Raw genomic sequence first — 14599 nt, 5'->3', positions numbered from 1 at the left:
CCGCTTCGCGGGCCACCCTCTCTCGCAGAGGGGAGAGGGACATTCACTGGCACCCAAGGTGACCACACCATGATCGTCACCCTGCAGACCGCTCCGACGCCATCCTCCGGTGGCGACACCTTCGCACCGCCCGTGATCACGGGTACCTCGTCGAAGGACGCGCTCGACATCCTGTTCCACGCGCTCGTCGACGTCGCACGTCGCCACGAGCCGGAATTGGAGGACGTCCTGCACGGCCGCGCGGACATTTCCAGCTTCACCCCGGAAATGCTGGCGCGCGCGCTCCAGGTGCAGGGCATCTGGTTCCAGCTGCTCTCGATCGCCGAGCAGAACGCCGCCATGCGCCGGCGCCGGCATATCGAGCGCGACGAAGGCCGCGCTTCGCTCGGAGGCTCCTTCGCCAGGGTGCTGGCGGATGCCTCATCGAGCGGCATCGAGGCGCCGCAGATCCACGCGCTCCTCAAGGAGCTGCGCATCCGTCCGACCATCACGGCGCACCCCACCGAGGGCAAGCGCGTCACCGTGCTGGAGAAGCTGCGACGCATCTATCTCGTGCTTCGCGAATTGGAGCTCCCGCGCTGGACCGAGCGCGAGCGCAACGGCCTGATGAACGAGCTGCGCGACCAGATCGAATTGGTCTGGATGACCGGCGAGCTGCACCTGGAGAAGGCCACCGTCGAGCGCGAAGTCGCCTGGGGCCTGCACTTCTTCGACGAGTCGCTCTTCGAGATGCTGCCGGAAATGCTCTACTCCCTGGAGGAGAGCCTGGCGCAGTATTATCCGGACGAGACCTTCGAGGTGCCGCCCTTCTTCCAGTTCGGCTCCTGGATCGGCGGCGACCGCGACGGCAACCCCTACGTCACCGCCTCGGTCACCCGCGAGACGCTCCAGCGCAACGCGCTCGCGAGCCTGCGGCGCTACCGCGACCAGATCACCCATCTCGGCCGCGTCATCTCGATCACCGAGCGATCTCTGCCGACGCCCGAGAGCTTCAAGAAGGAGCTCACGGCGGCGCTGTCCGAGAGCGGCGACAGCCGGGCCATCGCCAACCGCAATCCCGGCGAACCCTATCGCCAGTTCCTGACCTGCATCCTGCGCAAGCTCGAAGCCACCATCCAGCGCAACAAGGGCGCGCGTTCCACGGGGGCCGACTATCCGAGCGCGGATGGCCTCATCAACGATCTGCGCGTGCTGGAGCAGGGCCTCGCGGACGCGAAATGCGGCTCGCTCGCCATCGACCTCGTGCGCCCGGTGCGCCGCATGGTCGAGATCTTTCGATTCTCGACCGTCCGCCTCGACCTTCGCGAAAACACCACCCGCACCACCAAGACGCTTCAGGCGCTCTGGAAGCAGAAGATCGGCGACCGGAAGGCCATGCCGTCGGAGGATTCTCCGGAATGGCGCGAATGGCTGCTGACCGAGCTCGGCCGCCCGCGCAATCACGAGGCGACCTTCGACGACCTGCCCGACGATGCCCGCGAGACCCTGGCCACCTTCGCCCTCGTCGGCGAGATGCGCGAACAGCTCGACCGCGAAGCCTTCGGCAGCTTTGTCCTCTCAATGACGCGCTCGACCAACGACGTGCTCGGCGCCTACCTGCTGGCCAAGGAAGCCGGCATCTTCCTCGACACCGCCGGCACCGAGATCTGCCCTCTGCCGATCGTGCCGCTCTTCGAGACGATCGACGACCTGCGTGCCGCGCCGACCATCATGAAGGAACTGCTGAACGTCCCCGTCGTGCGTCGCTCGACGCGCTGGCAGGGCGGCGTCCAGGAGGTGATGATCGGCTACTCGGATTCGAACAAGGATGGCGGCTTCATCGCCTCGAACTGGGAGCTGTCGAAGGCCCAGAGCCGGCTGACCGACCTCGGCAAGCAGGCCGGTGTGCCGATCGCCTTCTTCCATGGACGCGGCGGCTCGGTGAGCCGCGGCGGCGTGCCGACCCGGCGCGGAATCCTCGCCCAGCCCGCGGGCTCGATCAACGGGCGCTTCCGCACCACGGAGCAGGGCGAGGTCGTCTCGTTCAAATACGCCAACCGCGGCACGGCGGCCTACCAGATGGAGTTGCTGGCCTCGTCGGTGCTGGAGCACGCGCTGCTCTCCGAGCGCGAGACGCAGGGCCAGCCCCGCAACGAGTTCGACGACGTTCTGGAAGCGCTCTCCGGCGCGTCGCGCGCGGCCTATGTCAACCTGCTCCAGCATGACGGGCTGGTCGACTACTTCCAGCAGGCGAGCCCACTCGACGAGATCTCTCTGCTCAATATCGGCTCGCGTCCGGCCCGCCGTTTCGGCGCCAAGTCACTCGACGACCTGCGCGCGATTCCCTGGGTCTTCGCCTGGTCGCAGAACCGGCACGTCATCACCGGCTGGTACGGCGTCGGCTCGGGGCTGCAGAGCTTCATCGAGGTGCGCGGCGAGCAGGGCGAGCGCCAGCTCAAGCGGCTCTTCGAGGAATCGCGGGTGTTCCGCCTCGTCCTCGACGAGGTCGAGAAGACGCTGCTGATGGTCGACCTCGACATCGCCCGCGACTATGCCGGGCTCGTCGCGGACGAGAAGATCCGCAACGATGTCTTCTCGATGATCGAGGCGGAATACGAGCTGACCAAGCGGATGGTGCTGCGCGTGAGCGGCGACACCGAGCTCGCCGAGCGCTTCCCGCTGTTCCGCGACCGCCTCAACGGCCGGCTGCCGACCATCAACCAGGTCAGCCGCGAACAGGTCGAATTGCTGCGCCGTTACCGCAGCGAAGAGGACGAGGACCGGCGCGAGGCGGTGAAATCCGCGCTGCTCCTGTCCATCAACTGCATTGCCGTCGGCTTCGGCGCCACCGGCTAAGCCTTTAAAAAAGAGAGGAAATCATGAGCTTCACCCTGATCCCGCAGGCCAAGGCCCGCCTGCACCGTTCCGAGTTGGCCGTGCCCGGCTCGAACCCGACCTTCATGGAAAAGTCGGCCTCCTCGAACGCCGACGTGATCTTCCTCGACCTCGAGGACGCGGTCGCTCCCGACGACAAGGAGCAGGCGCGGAAAAACATCATCCAGGCCCTCAACGATATCGATTGGGGCAACAAGACCATGATGATCCGCATCAATGGTCTCGACACCCACTACATGTACCGGGACGTCGTCGACATCGTGGAGAATTGCCCGCGCCTCGACATGATCCTGATCCCCAAGGTCGGCGTGCCGGCCGACGTCTACGCGATCGACGTGCTGACCACGCAGATCGAGCAGGCCAAGAAGCGCGAGAAGAAGATCGGTTTCGAGGTTCTGATCGAAACCGCTCTCGGCATGGCCAATGTCGAGGCGATCGCGACCTCCTCGAAGCGCCTCGAGGCGATGTCCTTCGGCGTGGCCGACTACGCCGCCTCCTGCCGCACGCGCTCCACCGTCATCGGCGGCGTGAACCCCGATTACAGCGTGCTGACCGACAAGGACGAGGCCGGCAAGCGCGAGACCCATTGGCAGGACCCGTGGCTGTTCGCCCAGCAGCGCATGCTGGTCGCATGCCGCGCCTATGGCCTGCGCCCGATCGACGGCCCCTTCGGCGACTTCTCGGACCAGGACGGCTACATCTCGGCCGCCCGTCGCTGTGCGGCTGCCGGCTACGAGGGCAAGTGGGCGATCCACCCCTCGCAGATCGATCTCGCCAACGAGGTGTTCACCCCCTCCGAGAAGGAGGTCGAGAAGGCCCGCCGCATCCTCGTCGCCATGGAAGAGGCCGCCAAGGCCGGCCGCGGCGCCGTGGCCCTCGATGGCCGCCTGATCGACATTGCTTCGATCAAGATGGCCGAGGCGCTCATCCAGAAGGCCGACGCCATGAAGTAAGCGCGTCGGCGCTCGACAGCTTCTGGATAAAGGGCCGCTCCGGGAAATCGGGGCGGCCTTTTTCGTCAGCTCCGAGAGGAGGCTCATCCACCGTCATTCCGGGGCGCCGAAGGCGAACCCGGAATCCAGAAACACAGGTCTTGGCAAACCGAGCACCGTCGGCGTTTCTGGATTCCGGGTTCCGCTTCGCGGCCCCGGAATGACGGAGTGAGGCTGAAAGCCGATGCCCTATTTCGTGTACATGCTGAGCAGTGGGCGGCATGGCACGCTTTATATCGGTGTCACCAATGACTTGGCGCGCCGAGCCTACCAGCACAGGACCAAAGCGCAGCTAGGCTTCACCTCGCGATATGGCGTGACTCGGCTCGTCTGGTACGAGACCTACGAGCACATCGACGAAGCCATCACGCGCGAAAAGGCGCTCAAGACCTGGCGACGCGACTGGAAGATCGTCCTGATCGAAGAGTTCAATCCCGAGTGGAGCGACCTGTATCCGACGCTGAACATGTGAGATCTCCCATCGTCATTCCGGGGCCGCGAAGCGGAACCCGGAATCCAGAACCGCTGACGGTGCCGCATATTGCGAGACCTGCGCGTCTGGATTCCGGGTTCGCCTTCGGCGCCCCGGAATGACGGCGTGAGGCCCGCATTCATACCAGCCACGATCGCAGCAATCTGGTTCTAGGCGACGGAAAGGCGTCTAACCACGCCATCCCGAGAGCGCTGCCGTGTCCACTTTCCTCGACCTGATCCCCTTCCTGCTCGTCGCCCTCGGGCTGGCGCTGACGCCCGGACCGAACATGGTCTACGTGCTGTCCCGCTCGATCTCGCAGGGCCGCAGGGCAGGGCTGATCTCGCTGGCCGGCGTCGCCGTCGGCTACCTGTTCTACATGCTCTGCGCGGCCTTCGGCGTGACGGCTCTGCTGCTGGCGATCCCCTACGCCTACGACGCGCTCAGGATCGGCGGCGCGGTCTATCTGCTTTACCTCGCCTGGCAGGCCGTCCGGCCTGGCGGCCGCTCGCCGTTCGAGGCGAGAACCCTGCCGCACGATTCGGCGCGGCGCCTCTTCGTCATGGGCCTGCTGACCAATCTCCTGAACCAGAAGATCGCGGTCATCTACCTGTCGCTGCTGCCGCAATTCATCGATCCGGGCCGCGGCGACGTCCTGATGCAGTCGCTGCTGTTCGGCTCCGTCCAGACCGCGATGGGCATACTCGTGAATGGATTGGTGGCGCTGACGGCGGGCTCGATCGCCGGCTTCCTCGTCCGGCGTCCGACCTGGCTCGTCGTGCAGCGCTGGCTGATGGGCACTGTCCTGGCCGGCCTCGCCGCGCGGATGGCGATGGAAGCGCAGCGCTGAGCCCGGGGGCGGGTGCGCCGTCGGCCGCCCGTGTAATCTCACCCGACCGGGGCCTGACGGCCTCCGATCGGGAGCCATCGTCATGACGAGCCTTGCCATCGACCCGCTGATCGCGTTGGGCGTCGTCCTCGCGACCGGCGTGACCGACGCAGCCTATGTCTTCTTCAACGCGGCAGTCACCGCGCGCCATCGCATCAGGGCGGCGAACTGGAGCGCGGTCTGGTACCTGCTCTCGGCCTTCGCCGTGATCAAATACACCGAGAACGCGTTCTATGTGCTGTTCGCGGCGCTTGGCTCCTGGCTCGGAGCTTACGCGTCGGTGACATGGCTGGTGCGCCGGCCTGACGCTCAGACCTTGCCGCACCGCTGAGCGAGCACAAGTTCCATCATGGAAGCTCGAGCATTCCCTGGGAGGTACAATCACATGCACGTCACCATCGATCACGCCGAGAAGGCCATCGAAGCCGCGCGCAAGAAGGCCGTCGAACTGGGCACGCAGATGTGCATCGCTGTCGTCGATTCCGGCGGCAACCTGAAGGCGTTCTACCGCATGGACGGCGCCTGGGTCGGCTCCATCGACATCGCGCAGAAGAAGGCCAAGACGGCGGTGTTCTTCGGCATGAAGACCGGCGCCATCGGCAGCCTGTCGCAGCCGGGCGGCCCGCTCTACGGAATCGAACACTCGAATGACGGGCTGATCACCTTCCCCGGCGGTATCCCCATCGTCGACACGGACGGCGAGATGTCCGGTGCGATCGGCGTCAGCGGCTCGTCGGTGGAGAATGACGACGCCGTGGCGCTGGCCGGGGCCAAGGCCATCGGCGACACCGAGCTGCCCGAGCACCCCTGGCGCACCTGAGCCCGAGACAAAGGCGCCCCGGACCGACCGGGGCGCCGCAGCGGCTCTTACTTGGTAATGAGGCTCGCCAGGCCCAGGTCGGGCAGTTTGTGCGTGATCTGCACGAAGCCGCCGTAGCGATCGGTCTCGAACTTGGTCGGGCTCGACGGCAGGAACGGGAACTGGGTCCTCCCGCTATCGGCGTTCATTTTCCAGTAGCGCCCGCCGACACCGAGGCCGATCGTCGGGCTCAGCTCGTACGAGACGATGCCCTGCAGGAAGTAGCCGTCACCGCTTCCGGTCTGCGCCAGCGGATTGATCGTTGGCCGGAGCCAATGGTGATCGTAGCCGTCGAGATGGACGACCGGCAGGTAGGCGCCTTCGAGCGAGAGCTTGAAGCGATCGTAGCGCACCTCGCCGACGAGGCCGACGCGCATGGCGTTCCAGTGTGCGTCCTCGCTGACGACCTTGACGTTGGTCGGCACCTGAGCGCCGCCGCTGCAGGCAGCTCCGCCGCCGACTTGGCTGCAGCCGAAGCCGTTGGCGAGCTCCGAGTAGTACTGGTAGCCAAGGAAGCCGCCGAGGCGGTAGTTGCTGCCCTGCAGGAAGGTGTAACCGGCATCGATCGCCGCATAGGCGATGTCGCCATCCTTGATCTTGGACACCGCGTTCGAGGCCGTCGCGACGGCCGGCGGGACATCGCGGTCGTTGAGCTTGCCCGAATTCACGAAGCCCGATCCGAAGAAGCCTTTCAGGAACAGGCCCGTCGGATTGTGGTCGAGGCGCGCGAAGGTCTCGGCCGAATGCGCGGAGAAGTTTCCGTAGTTCAGCTGCGAGTTGAGCTGCCCGGCATTGCCCGGGGCGCCGAGGCTGTAGCGATGCGAGCCGGAGCTGTAGAAGTAGCGCTCGCCGGTCTCGAAATCCCAGGTCGTCGCGACGGGCGCCGGGGCCGTCGAGGGATGCAGGATGTCGTTGATGATGCTGAAGCCCGGCAGCACGTCGCCGATCTCGTTGCCGAGGCGGTAGTTCAGGCCGATGCGCGCCAGATATCCGCTCGTCTCGACCCGGTTGCCGTATGCAATGCCGGCGCCGTTCACTCCCAGCACGGTCCGGTCGCCGAGGTCGTAGTACAGACCCTCGACCTTCACAGAGAGGCGCGAGGTGAAGGCCTGTTCGATACCGGCACCGACCGCGTAGCCGAGGCGGAAATCCGTCTTGTGCGCGCCATACGACCCCTGCGCCAGGTTGGCACCATCGGCATCGATGCGCACCTCGCCGCCCGCGACGCCGCCCGTGGCGTAGATGAGGGTTTTGCCGAAGGCGTAGCCGAGGCGGCCGCGAATCGTGCTGAGGGAATCGAGGCTCTGGCCGATGTGGAAGGTGCCCGGGCCGGAATTCCCGCCGCCCACCAGCGGAAACACACCCTGCTGCAGGGCGTAGCCGCGCAGGCGCGTGAACGCGATGTCGCCCTCGACGCCGAGAACCACGCCGGAGCCGAGCTGGTAATTGTATCCGACGCCACTTCCCGCGACGAAGTCGCCCGAGTCCCGGCGCAGAGACGGGACGGTCGCGCAGCCCGTTCCGCCGAGGCCGCCTGCCGGTGAGACGCAGACCGAGCGCCCGCCATCGTCGATCGTGCCATAGCCCGCGAACAGGCCACCGTAATAGCCGCCCCAGGTGAAGAGCGGCGGCGCGACGACGACCGGCGCCGTCCGCACCGGAAGATCGGCGGCGAACGCAGCCGCGCTCCATCCGATCAGGGGTAGTGCGAAGAGCGCAGCGCGCATGACGATCCTTGAAGTCTGCGCCGATCTTATGCGGCCAAGCTCGGGTGAAGTCTGTCGCCCGCCCGCCACACCAGCCCCGCCATCAAAGACCACGAGGGATTAAATCCCGACCACGCCGCGACCAGGCGAAATGCACGTCTTCGCAACGGCAACGACCGTCCTCCGGCCGCGTGACGGCCCTTTGGCGTCGACTTTCAGGATGCAGGATCTTGATTGAGGATCTCGGGGCGATCTCGGGCAAGGGCTGCGCGCCGCGCGATCAAGCGTCGCGTGCGTGGGCTGCAACCGAGCGGCCCGCGGTCCGAAAAAACCAGCGGTTAAGCATGAGTGGGTATCACCGGTCTCACCACCCCGGTGAGGACAAGGAGCGCCGATGACCAGGGAGCAACTCGCCGCCGAGCTGAAGCGCATGGCCTCCTCGCAGGTCAGCGACATCACCCGCGCGGTGAAGGACGGCCATAAGACCATCGCCCTCAACGAGCTGGCCGACCTCGATCGTCAGCTCAAGGCACTGGCCACCGCACTCAAGGCAAAGCCCGTCGCGCGGGTCTGAGACGACCAGGAGCCGGCGCATCCTCGAGGATGCGCCGGCTCTTCTCTTTCGGCGAAGGCGCCTACCAGCGCGGCGGGCCGCCAAAACGGTCGTCGGAGATGTCGGCCGGCGGCACGGGGTGGGGCCGATAGAAGCTCGGCCGGAATCGCGGCGCGGGCCGCTCGTCGCAGATCCGGACCCTCCGCTCGACCTCCTCGCCGAACGCGTCGATCCGGTGCTTGATGATGGTCCGGCACTCCTCGGGAGGCGGACCGCCATAAGGTCCGGCCGTGAAGCGCGGACCGTAGGCGGCGGGACGGTGCGGCGGAGGTGGAGGCGGCAGCTCTTCCTCGATGCGCTCCTCACGATAGACCCGGCTGGGCTGCCGCTCTATGGCGGGATAGGGCGGGTAGGCGAAATCGGCGGCAAGCGCCGGAACCGCGGCGGCGAAGGCCAGCGCGCCGAGGCCGAGACCAGCCAATCGCCGAACGAACGTGTGCGACATGGTCGAGTTTCCCGAACGGTTGCCAGCGGCCGCGAGACGCGTCGCCGGTCCGGACAGGATCATCGCGCGGCGCTCCTGAACGAGGCCGCGCGGCCAAGCATGGCAAACGTTCAGCTTGGCGCGTCAGCCGCGCGTGGCTGCCGCCTTGTCTTCGACCTCGGGCGCCACCTGTCCGTAATTGAGTACCGAGACGAGGGTCACGCCTCCGAGCACGTTGCCGACGAGCGTCGGCACGAAGAACCGCCAGAGGTAGTCGCCCATGCCGATGGCGCCGGTCAGGACGAGATAGAACGCGTCGACCGAACCGGCGACGATGTGGGCCAGCCCGCACATCGAGACGAGCGATGTCATCAGGATGATGATGAAGGGCGCTGCAGAGCCGGTCGCGGGCAGGATCCAGACCATCAGCGCGATCAGCCAGCCCGCGAAGACGGCCTTGACCATGGTCGTCAGAAACGGGTTCTCGACGGCGTGGTGGCTGATCTCGGCAAAGGCCGCCTGGACCTCAGGCGGGAACGCGTCGGTCGCGGCGAGCGCATAGGCGATCACGACGGTCGCCACGACGTTGCCGGCGAGCACGATCCCCCAGAGACGCATCACGCGCCAGAGATTGCGCAGGCTCCGCTCCTGCAGCAACGGCAGGATCGGCGTGACGGTGTTTTCGGTGAAGAGCTGCTGTCGGCCGAGCACGACGATGAGGAAGCCGATCGAGTAGCCGACGCTCGTCACCAGCTCGGCCCAGGGCGCATCGGGGAGATGGGATTTCAGGACGCCGGGCACGATCAGCGAGAAGCCCATGGTCAGCCCCGCTGCGAAGGCGGAGAGCGTCAGCGCCACGGCGGTTCGGCGCAGCTCTTCCTCGCCCTCGGCACGGATGATTTCGTGCAGCAGCAGCGCGTCGGGGCGATGGGCCTCCTCGACCTCCTCGTCTGTATCCCGGTGATTGTCCGCCGCGTCGTCGCGGTCCGCCTCGGTCATGGCACGCTCTGGCTCGATTCGAGCCTATGCAACGCCCGAGAACCACGTCTCGTCGCAGACGCCGCGCCGAAACCTGCCGGAGAGCCTTCTATCGGACCAGGACGACGGAGTTCGATGCGCTGCCGGAGCCGGAGCCGCTGGCAGGGCAGCTCACATTGAAGACCGCATCGTTGTAGTCGCGGTCGTCCGAGGGGCCGCCCATGTCGTTCCAGTAGTAGGTGATGGTCTTGCCCGGCGACTGCCCGCAATTGACCGTCCCGTTGGTAGGCGGCGCGAGCGCGAGCGCGCAGGACCCGTTGTTGATCCCGGCCGACTTGCCCGTGATCGTGGTCTGCAGGCTGCAGTTGAACAGTTGCAGACCATAGGCCGAGGACGAGGGTGGGGTCAGGTGCGAATAGAAGAAGTGCGAGCTGCCCTGAGCGGCGCCGTAGCTGTTCTTACCGTAGCCGGAGACGCCGCCGGTGACGTTCTTGAGGGCGAAGCCGATCTTCTGGCCAGTGCCGATGATGGCCGAGATGTCCTTCTGCGTGCTGCCGCCGGTATTCGAGAACAGCAGGTTCAACGCCGAGGCGGGCGGGATGCTGTTGTCGCTCGGGACGACGTACCAGTAGATGCTGTTGGCATCGGCCGCGTTGCTGGCAAAGCTCGAGAGCGAGAAGTTCAGCTTGTAGCCGGCGCTGCGCGCCTCGGAGGTGACCGCGACGGCCGTGGCTTTCGTAAAGAGTGCCATGAGCGAGTTCGTGACGCTCGCCTGCGCCGTGACGACCACGCTGCCGGCAGTAGAACTGGCCGGGCTCGGCTGCGCCGCATAGGTCACGCTCGACGCATAGGGCACCCGGGAGACGGCATCCGCCATGTAGCGCAGGGCCGTCTGCTGCGCGGTCGTGCTCGCACTGGCCGACACGTAGACGGTGGCCCCGGCAAGCGCCGCGGAATCAGCCGCCGATTGCAGCTCCGAGCGCAGCTGAACCGCCCGCATCATGTCGAGGCCGGCTCCGGCGACGATCAGCAGCGGTATCGTCATCACGGCGTACCAGACCGCGAAGATCCCCCGCCGATCATCGCGGAATGCGCGGAGGATGTCGCGGGCACGCGAGCGGCTGGCCATGCGGTTCGCCTCAGGTTCCATAGGTGACCGCCGTACCCAGGCGCGGTCGCGACATGGCCGTGCTGGCGAAGGTGACGTTGAGCGTGAGCGGGAAGGTGAGGGGCGAGGTGTAGGCGTAGCTCGCGCTCACCACGATGGCGCTGTCGCCCGCGGCTGGCGTCACGGACGCAGCCGTGGTGGCCGCGCCCGAGATGGCGGTGACGGCACCGCAGCTCACGTCGGTCCAGTCGATCTTTCGTATGCTGCCCGTATAGGTCACGCTCGCGATCGACGCCTTGAAGGTCGAGCTCGCGAGCGGCAGCAGCGAGAGTTTGCCAGCCTTGCAGAAGTCGGCGATCTGGGTCGGGCTGACGCTGTCCTGCTGAGAGACCAGGTCGGCGAGGTTTCGCGTCGCCGCCACCGTCAGCATGCGGGCCCGCGCCAGGGCGAAGACCTGGAAGCTGCCGAGAACCGCGAACAGCATCGTCGGGAGGATCAGCGCGAATTCGACGGCGCCGACCCCGGCCCGGTCGCGTCGAAAGCGTCCGAGGAGCCCGCGCATCAGTAGCTCTCGCTCTGGAAGGCCAGGGTGGTCAGAAGCAGAATGTTCCCTCCGAACCCGGCAGACTGCAGCAGCTTCGAGACAAGAGCCGGCTTGCTGTATCCGAGCTGCAGCAGGACCTCGGCACCCGAGCCGCCGGGACTGAAACCCGTCTTGCTGAGCGTGCCGGTGCTCGACGTCGTCGCCGGCGTCAGGCCACCGAAGCTGGTCCCCGACTGCACGTAGAAGACGATGCTGTTGCACGGGATGAACGGGGATGCCTTGGCGCAGACGGCCGCCTTGAAGGCATCGGACGTGACGGGGCCGACGCGGATCAGCCGGCTCGCATCGCGGGCCGCATTGTCGAGCGTGCTCAGCATGAACAGGCAGAGCCCGACCTCGATCCAGGCGAAGATCAGCACCAGGAAGACGGGTGTGATCAGCGCGATCTCGACGGCCGTGGCCGCCCGCTGATCACGGAGGAAACCGAGACATTTCGGTCTGCGAAGACGAAGCACGGTGAGCGCCTGCAACGGTGCGGACGCCCTCGATGAAACGGCCGTCCCTCTCACCGTTGGTGAGCTTCGGCCGGTTAATGGCGAATAAAACCCATCGGCTCGATTATGCGCTGTCAGGACAAAGGCAGCGGAAAGATCTTTTCCATCAGATCATCGGCAATAATTCAGCTCGATATGCTGGAAGCTTCACATTCAGCGAGGCGGGATCATCTCTTCAGGGTCTCGAGCATCGCTTCGATCTCGACCCGCGCGGCGCCGACCGCTTCGGCATCGCGGCCGCGCACCACGATGCGGTTGGCGAAGCCGCTCTGCGTCATCGAGGGATAGGAGCCGATCGAGACGCTGCCGTGCCTCGCGGCGATGGCCGAGAGGCCGGTCGCGAAGGTGCCCTCGGGCAGGCCGCCGGCCTCGATCGTCTCCGCGAGGACCGGGATGCCCTGCGAGAGCTGCGGCAGGACGGCGTCGAGCATCGCGTTCATGATCTGCGGCACACCGGCCATGACGAAGACGTTGCCGATGGCGAAGCCGGGCGCCTTCGAGACCGGGTTCGCGATCAGATCGGCGCCGTGAGGGATGCGCGCCATGCGCAGGCGTGCCTCGTTGAGATCCTCGGGCTTGTGCCGCTCCAGCAGCATGGCCCTTGCGCGCTCGTCGACGTCGATGCCGACGCCGAAGGCGGCGGCGACGCTGTCGGCGGTGATGTCGTCGTGGGTCGGGCCGATGCCGCCAGTGGTGAAGAGATAGGTGTAGCGTGCACGCAGCGCATTCACCGCCGCGACGATCTCGCTCGCCTCGTCCGGCACGACGCGGACCTCGCGCAGATCGATGCCGATCTCGGTGAGCCGCTCGGCGATCGCGCCGATGTTCTTGTCCTTGGTACGCCCCGACAGGATCTCGTCACCGATGACGAGCACGGCGGCGGTGACGGAGGCGGTCGGTTCGGTCATGGGCGCTCTGCGCGGGACGAGAAGAGAGCTTGGCAAGTAGCGCGCCCGTGGCGAGGCGCCAGCACCGATGCTACGCGGCGCGATGCATTTCCAAAAACCCCTGATCAAGGCGCGGCTGGTCCGGCGCTACAAGCGCTTCCTCGCCGATGTGGTGCTCGCCGACGGCACGACCGTCACTGCCCATTACGCCAATCCCGGCGCCATGCTCGGGCTCGATGCCCCCGGCAGCCGGGTGCTGCTCTCGATCTCCGACAGCAAGACGCGAAAGCTTCCTCATTCCTGGGAGTTGGTAGAGGCCGACCTGCCGGGCGGCCCGCAATGGGTCGGCATCAACACCCTGCGCCCGAACGCGCTGGTGGCGGAGGCCTTCAGGGCCGGCGCGCTCCCGCCGCTCGCCGGATACACGGCACTCCGGCCGGAGGTCGCCTACGGCAAGGCGAGCCGCGTCGACTTTCTCGCTACGGGGGAGGGGGTGCCGCCCTGCCATGTCGAGGTGAAGAACTGCCACCTGATGCGGCAGTCCGGCCTCGCCGAATTTCCCGATTGCAAGGCCGCACGCAGCGCCCGGCACATGGCCGAGCTCGCCGACGTGGTCGCATCCGGCGGTCGGGCCATGCTGATCGTGGTGGTGCAGATGCAGGCCGAGGCCTTCGACGTCGCCCGCGATCTCGATCCCGCCTTCGACCGGGCCTTTCGTGCGGCCCGGACGGCGGGCGTCGAGGTCCATGCCTATCGCTGCCGGATCACCCCGGACGAGGTCACGATCGCCGACGCGATCCCGGTGACGACGCCCGCCTGATCAGGCCCGCTCGAACAGCAGGTTCAGCCGGGTCGTGGCGAGTCGACGGTAGCCGTATTTCTCCAGAAGCCCGGGCAGGTCGAGATGCCACTGCTCGGTGCCGTTCTCGACGATGAGCAGCTTCGGCAGCAGGCTCTCTGGCGCCTCGCGCAGGAACGGTTCGAGGATCAGGTCTTCGGCACCCTCCACGTCGAGCTTGATCGCGTCGATGCGCTCGATCCCCTCCGAGCGGCACAGGCCGAGCAGCGTCACGGCCGGCACCTTGATCTCGGCACCCTGGTTGGTCCCGACGATCTTGACGCTCGACTCGCCCTGATTGCGCAGGTCGATGAACAGCGTCAGCTCACCGGCCTTGTCGGCAACGGCGCAGGCCACCGCCTTGATCGTGCCGTAGGGATTCTGGCCGATATTGTAGATCAGCTTGTCGAACACGTCGGGCTGCGGCTCGACCGCGAGAATCTTGGCCTTCGGGCCCGCGAAGGCCCCCACGAAGAGAGAGTAGGCGCCGATATTCGCGCCGATATCGATGAAGGTGCCGTTCTCCGGCATCCGCGCCTTCAGGATCTCGCGCTCCTCGGAATCGAAGAATTGCGGCGTGAACAGCACCTTCTTCTCGCAATTGTTGCCGTAGGGGTGCAGGCGCATGCGCGCACCGTAGCGCTCGACGTCGAGCGGCTTGCCGCGCAGCATCGAGATCGCGATCCGCCGCAGCAGGAGCGCCGTGCGGCGTCCGCGCCAGCTCCCCTCGGGAAGCGTCTGGGTATGCGCCGCGATCCGGGCGACGAGCCCGGTGGGGACGTAGGTGCCGTAAGGCTGCGTATCCTTCATGCAGGTTGCTGATGCCAGCCCGATCGGTCCGCTGCAAGTCGGCGCCAAAGC

16 protein-coding genes are annotated in these 14599 nt (G+C 66.5%); 8 read left to right on the top strand and 8 right to left on the bottom strand.

The annotated features are described in order from the left end of the window. Positions 1-69 precede the first annotated feature (69 nt). The 6 genes from HCU64_RS23510 to HCU64_RS23485 all read left to right on the top strand — a co-directional run bounded on the left by HCU64_RS23510 (position 70) and on the right by HCU64_RS23485 (position 6047). Positions 70-2835 carry a phosphoenolpyruvate carboxylase gene (locus HCU64_RS23510; RefSeq protein WP_233386818.1) on the top strand — a complete coding sequence of 922 codons (2766 nt, stop codon included), beginning with the start codon at positions 70-72 and terminating at the stop codon, positions 2833-2835. Between the two features lie 23 nt (positions 2836-2858). After that, positions 2859-3827, top strand: coding sequence for an HpcH/HpaI aldolase/citrate lyase family protein (locus tag HCU64_RS23505; protein ID WP_183505940.1), 969 nt, complete (start codon positions 2859-2861; stop codon positions 3825-3827). A gap of 223 nt (positions 3828-4050) precedes the next feature. Beyond that, positions 4051-4338, top strand: coding sequence for a GIY-YIG nuclease family protein (locus tag HCU64_RS23500; protein WP_233386817.1), 288 nt, complete (start codon positions 4051-4053; stop codon positions 4336-4338). Between the two features lie 217 nt (positions 4339-4555). Next, positions 4556-5188 carry a LysE family translocator gene (locus tag HCU64_RS23495; protein ID WP_233386816.1) on the top strand — a complete coding sequence of 211 codons (633 nt, stop codon included), beginning with the start codon at positions 4556-4558 and terminating at the stop codon, positions 5186-5188. A gap of 82 nt (positions 5189-5270) precedes the next feature. After that, a complete protein-coding gene (locus HCU64_RS23490) occupies positions 5271-5558 on the top strand; it encodes a hypothetical protein (protein ID WP_233386815.1) in 288 nt (95 codons plus the stop codon). A gap of 54 nt (positions 5559-5612) precedes the next feature. Beyond that, positions 5613-6047: a GlcG/HbpS family heme-binding protein gene (locus tag HCU64_RS23485; RefSeq protein WP_233386814.1), complete on the top strand. Its 435-nt coding sequence runs from the start codon at positions 5613-5615 to the stop codon at positions 6045-6047. Positions 6048-6094: 47 nt separating this feature from the next. Here HCU64_RS23485 and HCU64_RS23480 read toward each other — a convergent pair whose 3' ends face one another. Next, a complete protein-coding gene (locus HCU64_RS23480) occupies positions 6095-7813 on the bottom strand; it encodes an outer membrane beta-barrel protein (protein WP_233386813.1) in 1719 nt (572 codons plus the stop codon). 373 nt (positions 7814-8186) lie between these two features. On the opposite strand from HCU64_RS23480, the gene HCU64_RS23475 reads away from it, so the two are divergent. Further along, positions 8187-8366 carry a hypothetical protein gene (locus HCU64_RS23475; protein ID WP_183505930.1) on the top strand — a complete coding sequence of 60 codons (180 nt, stop codon included), beginning with the start codon at positions 8187-8189 and terminating at the stop codon, positions 8364-8366. A gap of 61 nt (positions 8367-8427) precedes the next feature. On the opposite strand, the gene HCU64_RS23470 is transcribed toward HCU64_RS23475, so the two are convergent. The 6 genes from HCU64_RS23470 to HCU64_RS23445 form a co-directional block, all read right to left on the bottom strand. Next, positions 8428-8850, bottom strand: coding sequence for a hypothetical protein (locus HCU64_RS23470; RefSeq protein WP_233386812.1), 423 nt, complete (start codon positions 8848-8850; stop codon positions 8428-8430). 123 nt (positions 8851-8973) lie between these two features. Next, a complete protein-coding gene (locus HCU64_RS23465; RefSeq protein WP_233386810.1) occupies positions 8974-9828 on the bottom strand; it encodes a formate/nitrite transporter family protein in 855 nt (284 codons plus the stop codon). Between the two features lie 88 nt (positions 9829-9916). Further along, a complete protein-coding gene (locus HCU64_RS23460) occupies positions 9917-10936 on the bottom strand; it encodes a pilus assembly protein TadG-related protein (RefSeq protein ID WP_233386808.1) in 1020 nt (339 codons plus the stop codon). Between the two features lie 10 nt (positions 10937-10946). Then, the gene (locus HCU64_RS23455; protein ID WP_233386806.1) at positions 10947-11477 is read right to left on the bottom strand and encodes a TadE/TadG family type IV pilus assembly protein; all 531 of its coding nucleotides are present in this window, start codon (positions 11475-11477) and stop codon (positions 10947-10949) included. Continuing rightward, positions 11477-11974: a TadE/TadG family type IV pilus assembly protein gene (locus HCU64_RS23450; protein ID WP_233386804.1), complete on the bottom strand. Its 498-nt coding sequence runs from the start codon at positions 11972-11974 to the stop codon at positions 11477-11479. Before HCU64_RS23450 ends, HCU64_RS23455 begins: the two co-directional genes overlap by 1 nt. 206 nt (positions 11975-12180) lie before the next feature. Then, positions 12181-12921, bottom strand: coding sequence for a competence/damage-inducible protein A (locus HCU64_RS23445; protein ID WP_233386803.1), 741 nt, complete (start codon positions 12919-12921; stop codon positions 12181-12183). Between the two features lie 82 nt (positions 12922-13003). On the opposite strand from HCU64_RS23445, the gene sfsA reads away from it, so the two are divergent. Continuing rightward, entirely contained in the window at positions 13004-13720 is a 717-nt protein-coding gene (sfsA, locus tag HCU64_RS23440; protein WP_233386895.1) for a DNA/RNA nuclease SfsA, read from the top strand. Here the strand turns inward: sfsA and HCU64_RS23435 are convergent, their stop codons facing one another. After that, positions 13721-14548: an FkbM family methyltransferase gene (locus HCU64_RS23435; protein WP_233386801.1), complete on the bottom strand. Its 828-nt coding sequence runs from the start codon at positions 14546-14548 to the stop codon at positions 13721-13723. Positions 14549-14599 lie beyond the last annotated feature (51 nt).

It is taken from the genome of Methylobacterium sp. C25 (genome assembly GCF_021352225.1).
Lineage (GTDB): Bacteria > Pseudomonadota > Alphaproteobacteria > Rhizobiales > Beijerinckiaceae > Methylobacterium.
This window is presented reverse-complemented; position numbering and strand designations above follow the sequence as displayed.

Excerpts from the sequence above, each read along its gene's own strand:
- HCU64_RS23490 (WP_233386815.1), top strand. The coding sequence starts at position 5,271 with ATGACGAGCCTTGCCATCGACCCGCTGATCGCGTTGGGCGTCGTCCTC.
- HCU64_RS23470 (WP_233386812.1), bottom strand. The coding sequence starts at position 8,850 with ATGTCGCACACGTTCGTTCGGCGATTGGCTGGTCTCGGCCTCGGCGCG.
- HCU64_RS23460 (WP_233386808.1), bottom strand. The coding sequence starts at position 10,936 with ATGGCCAGCCGCTCGCGTGCCCGCGACATCCTCCGCGCATTCCGCGAT.
- HCU64_RS23500 (WP_233386817.1), top strand. The coding sequence starts at position 4,051 with ATGCCCTATTTCGTGTACATGCTGAGCAGTGGGCGGCATGGCACGCTT.
- HCU64_RS23435 (WP_233386801.1), bottom strand. The coding sequence starts at position 14,548 with ATGAAGGATACGCAGCCTTACGGCACCTACGTCCCCACCGGGCTCGTC.
- HCU64_RS23445 (WP_233386803.1), bottom strand. The coding sequence starts at position 12,921 with ATGACCGAACCGACCGCCTCCGTCACCGCCGCCGTGCTCGTCATCGGT.
- HCU64_RS23465 (WP_233386810.1), bottom strand. The coding sequence starts at position 9,828 with ATGACCGAGGCGGACCGCGACGACGCGGCGGACAATCACCGGGATACA.
- HCU64_RS23480 (WP_233386813.1), bottom strand. The coding sequence starts at position 7,813 with ATGCGCGCTGCGCTCTTCGCACTACCCCTGATCGGATGGAGCGCGGCT.
- HCU64_RS23485 (WP_233386814.1), top strand. The coding sequence starts at position 5,613 with ATGCACGTCACCATCGATCACGCCGAGAAGGCCATCGAAGCCGCGCGC.
- HCU64_RS23505 (WP_183505940.1), top strand. The coding sequence starts at position 2,859 with ATGAGCTTCACCCTGATCCCGCAGGCCAAGGCCCGCCTGCACCGTTCC.
- HCU64_RS23455 (WP_233386806.1), bottom strand. The coding sequence starts at position 11,477 with ATGCGCGGGCTCCTCGGACGCTTTCGACGCGACCGGGCCGGGGTCGGC.
- HCU64_RS23475 (WP_183505930.1), top strand. The coding sequence starts at position 8,187 with ATGACCAGGGAGCAACTCGCCGCCGAGCTGAAGCGCATGGCCTCCTCG.
- HCU64_RS23510 (WP_233386818.1), top strand. The coding sequence starts at position 70 with ATGATCGTCACCCTGCAGACCGCTCCGACGCCATCCTCCGGTGGCGAC.
- sfsA (WP_233386895.1), top strand. The coding sequence starts at position 13,004 with ATGCATTTCCAAAAACCCCTGATCAAGGCGCGGCTGGTCCGGCGCTAC.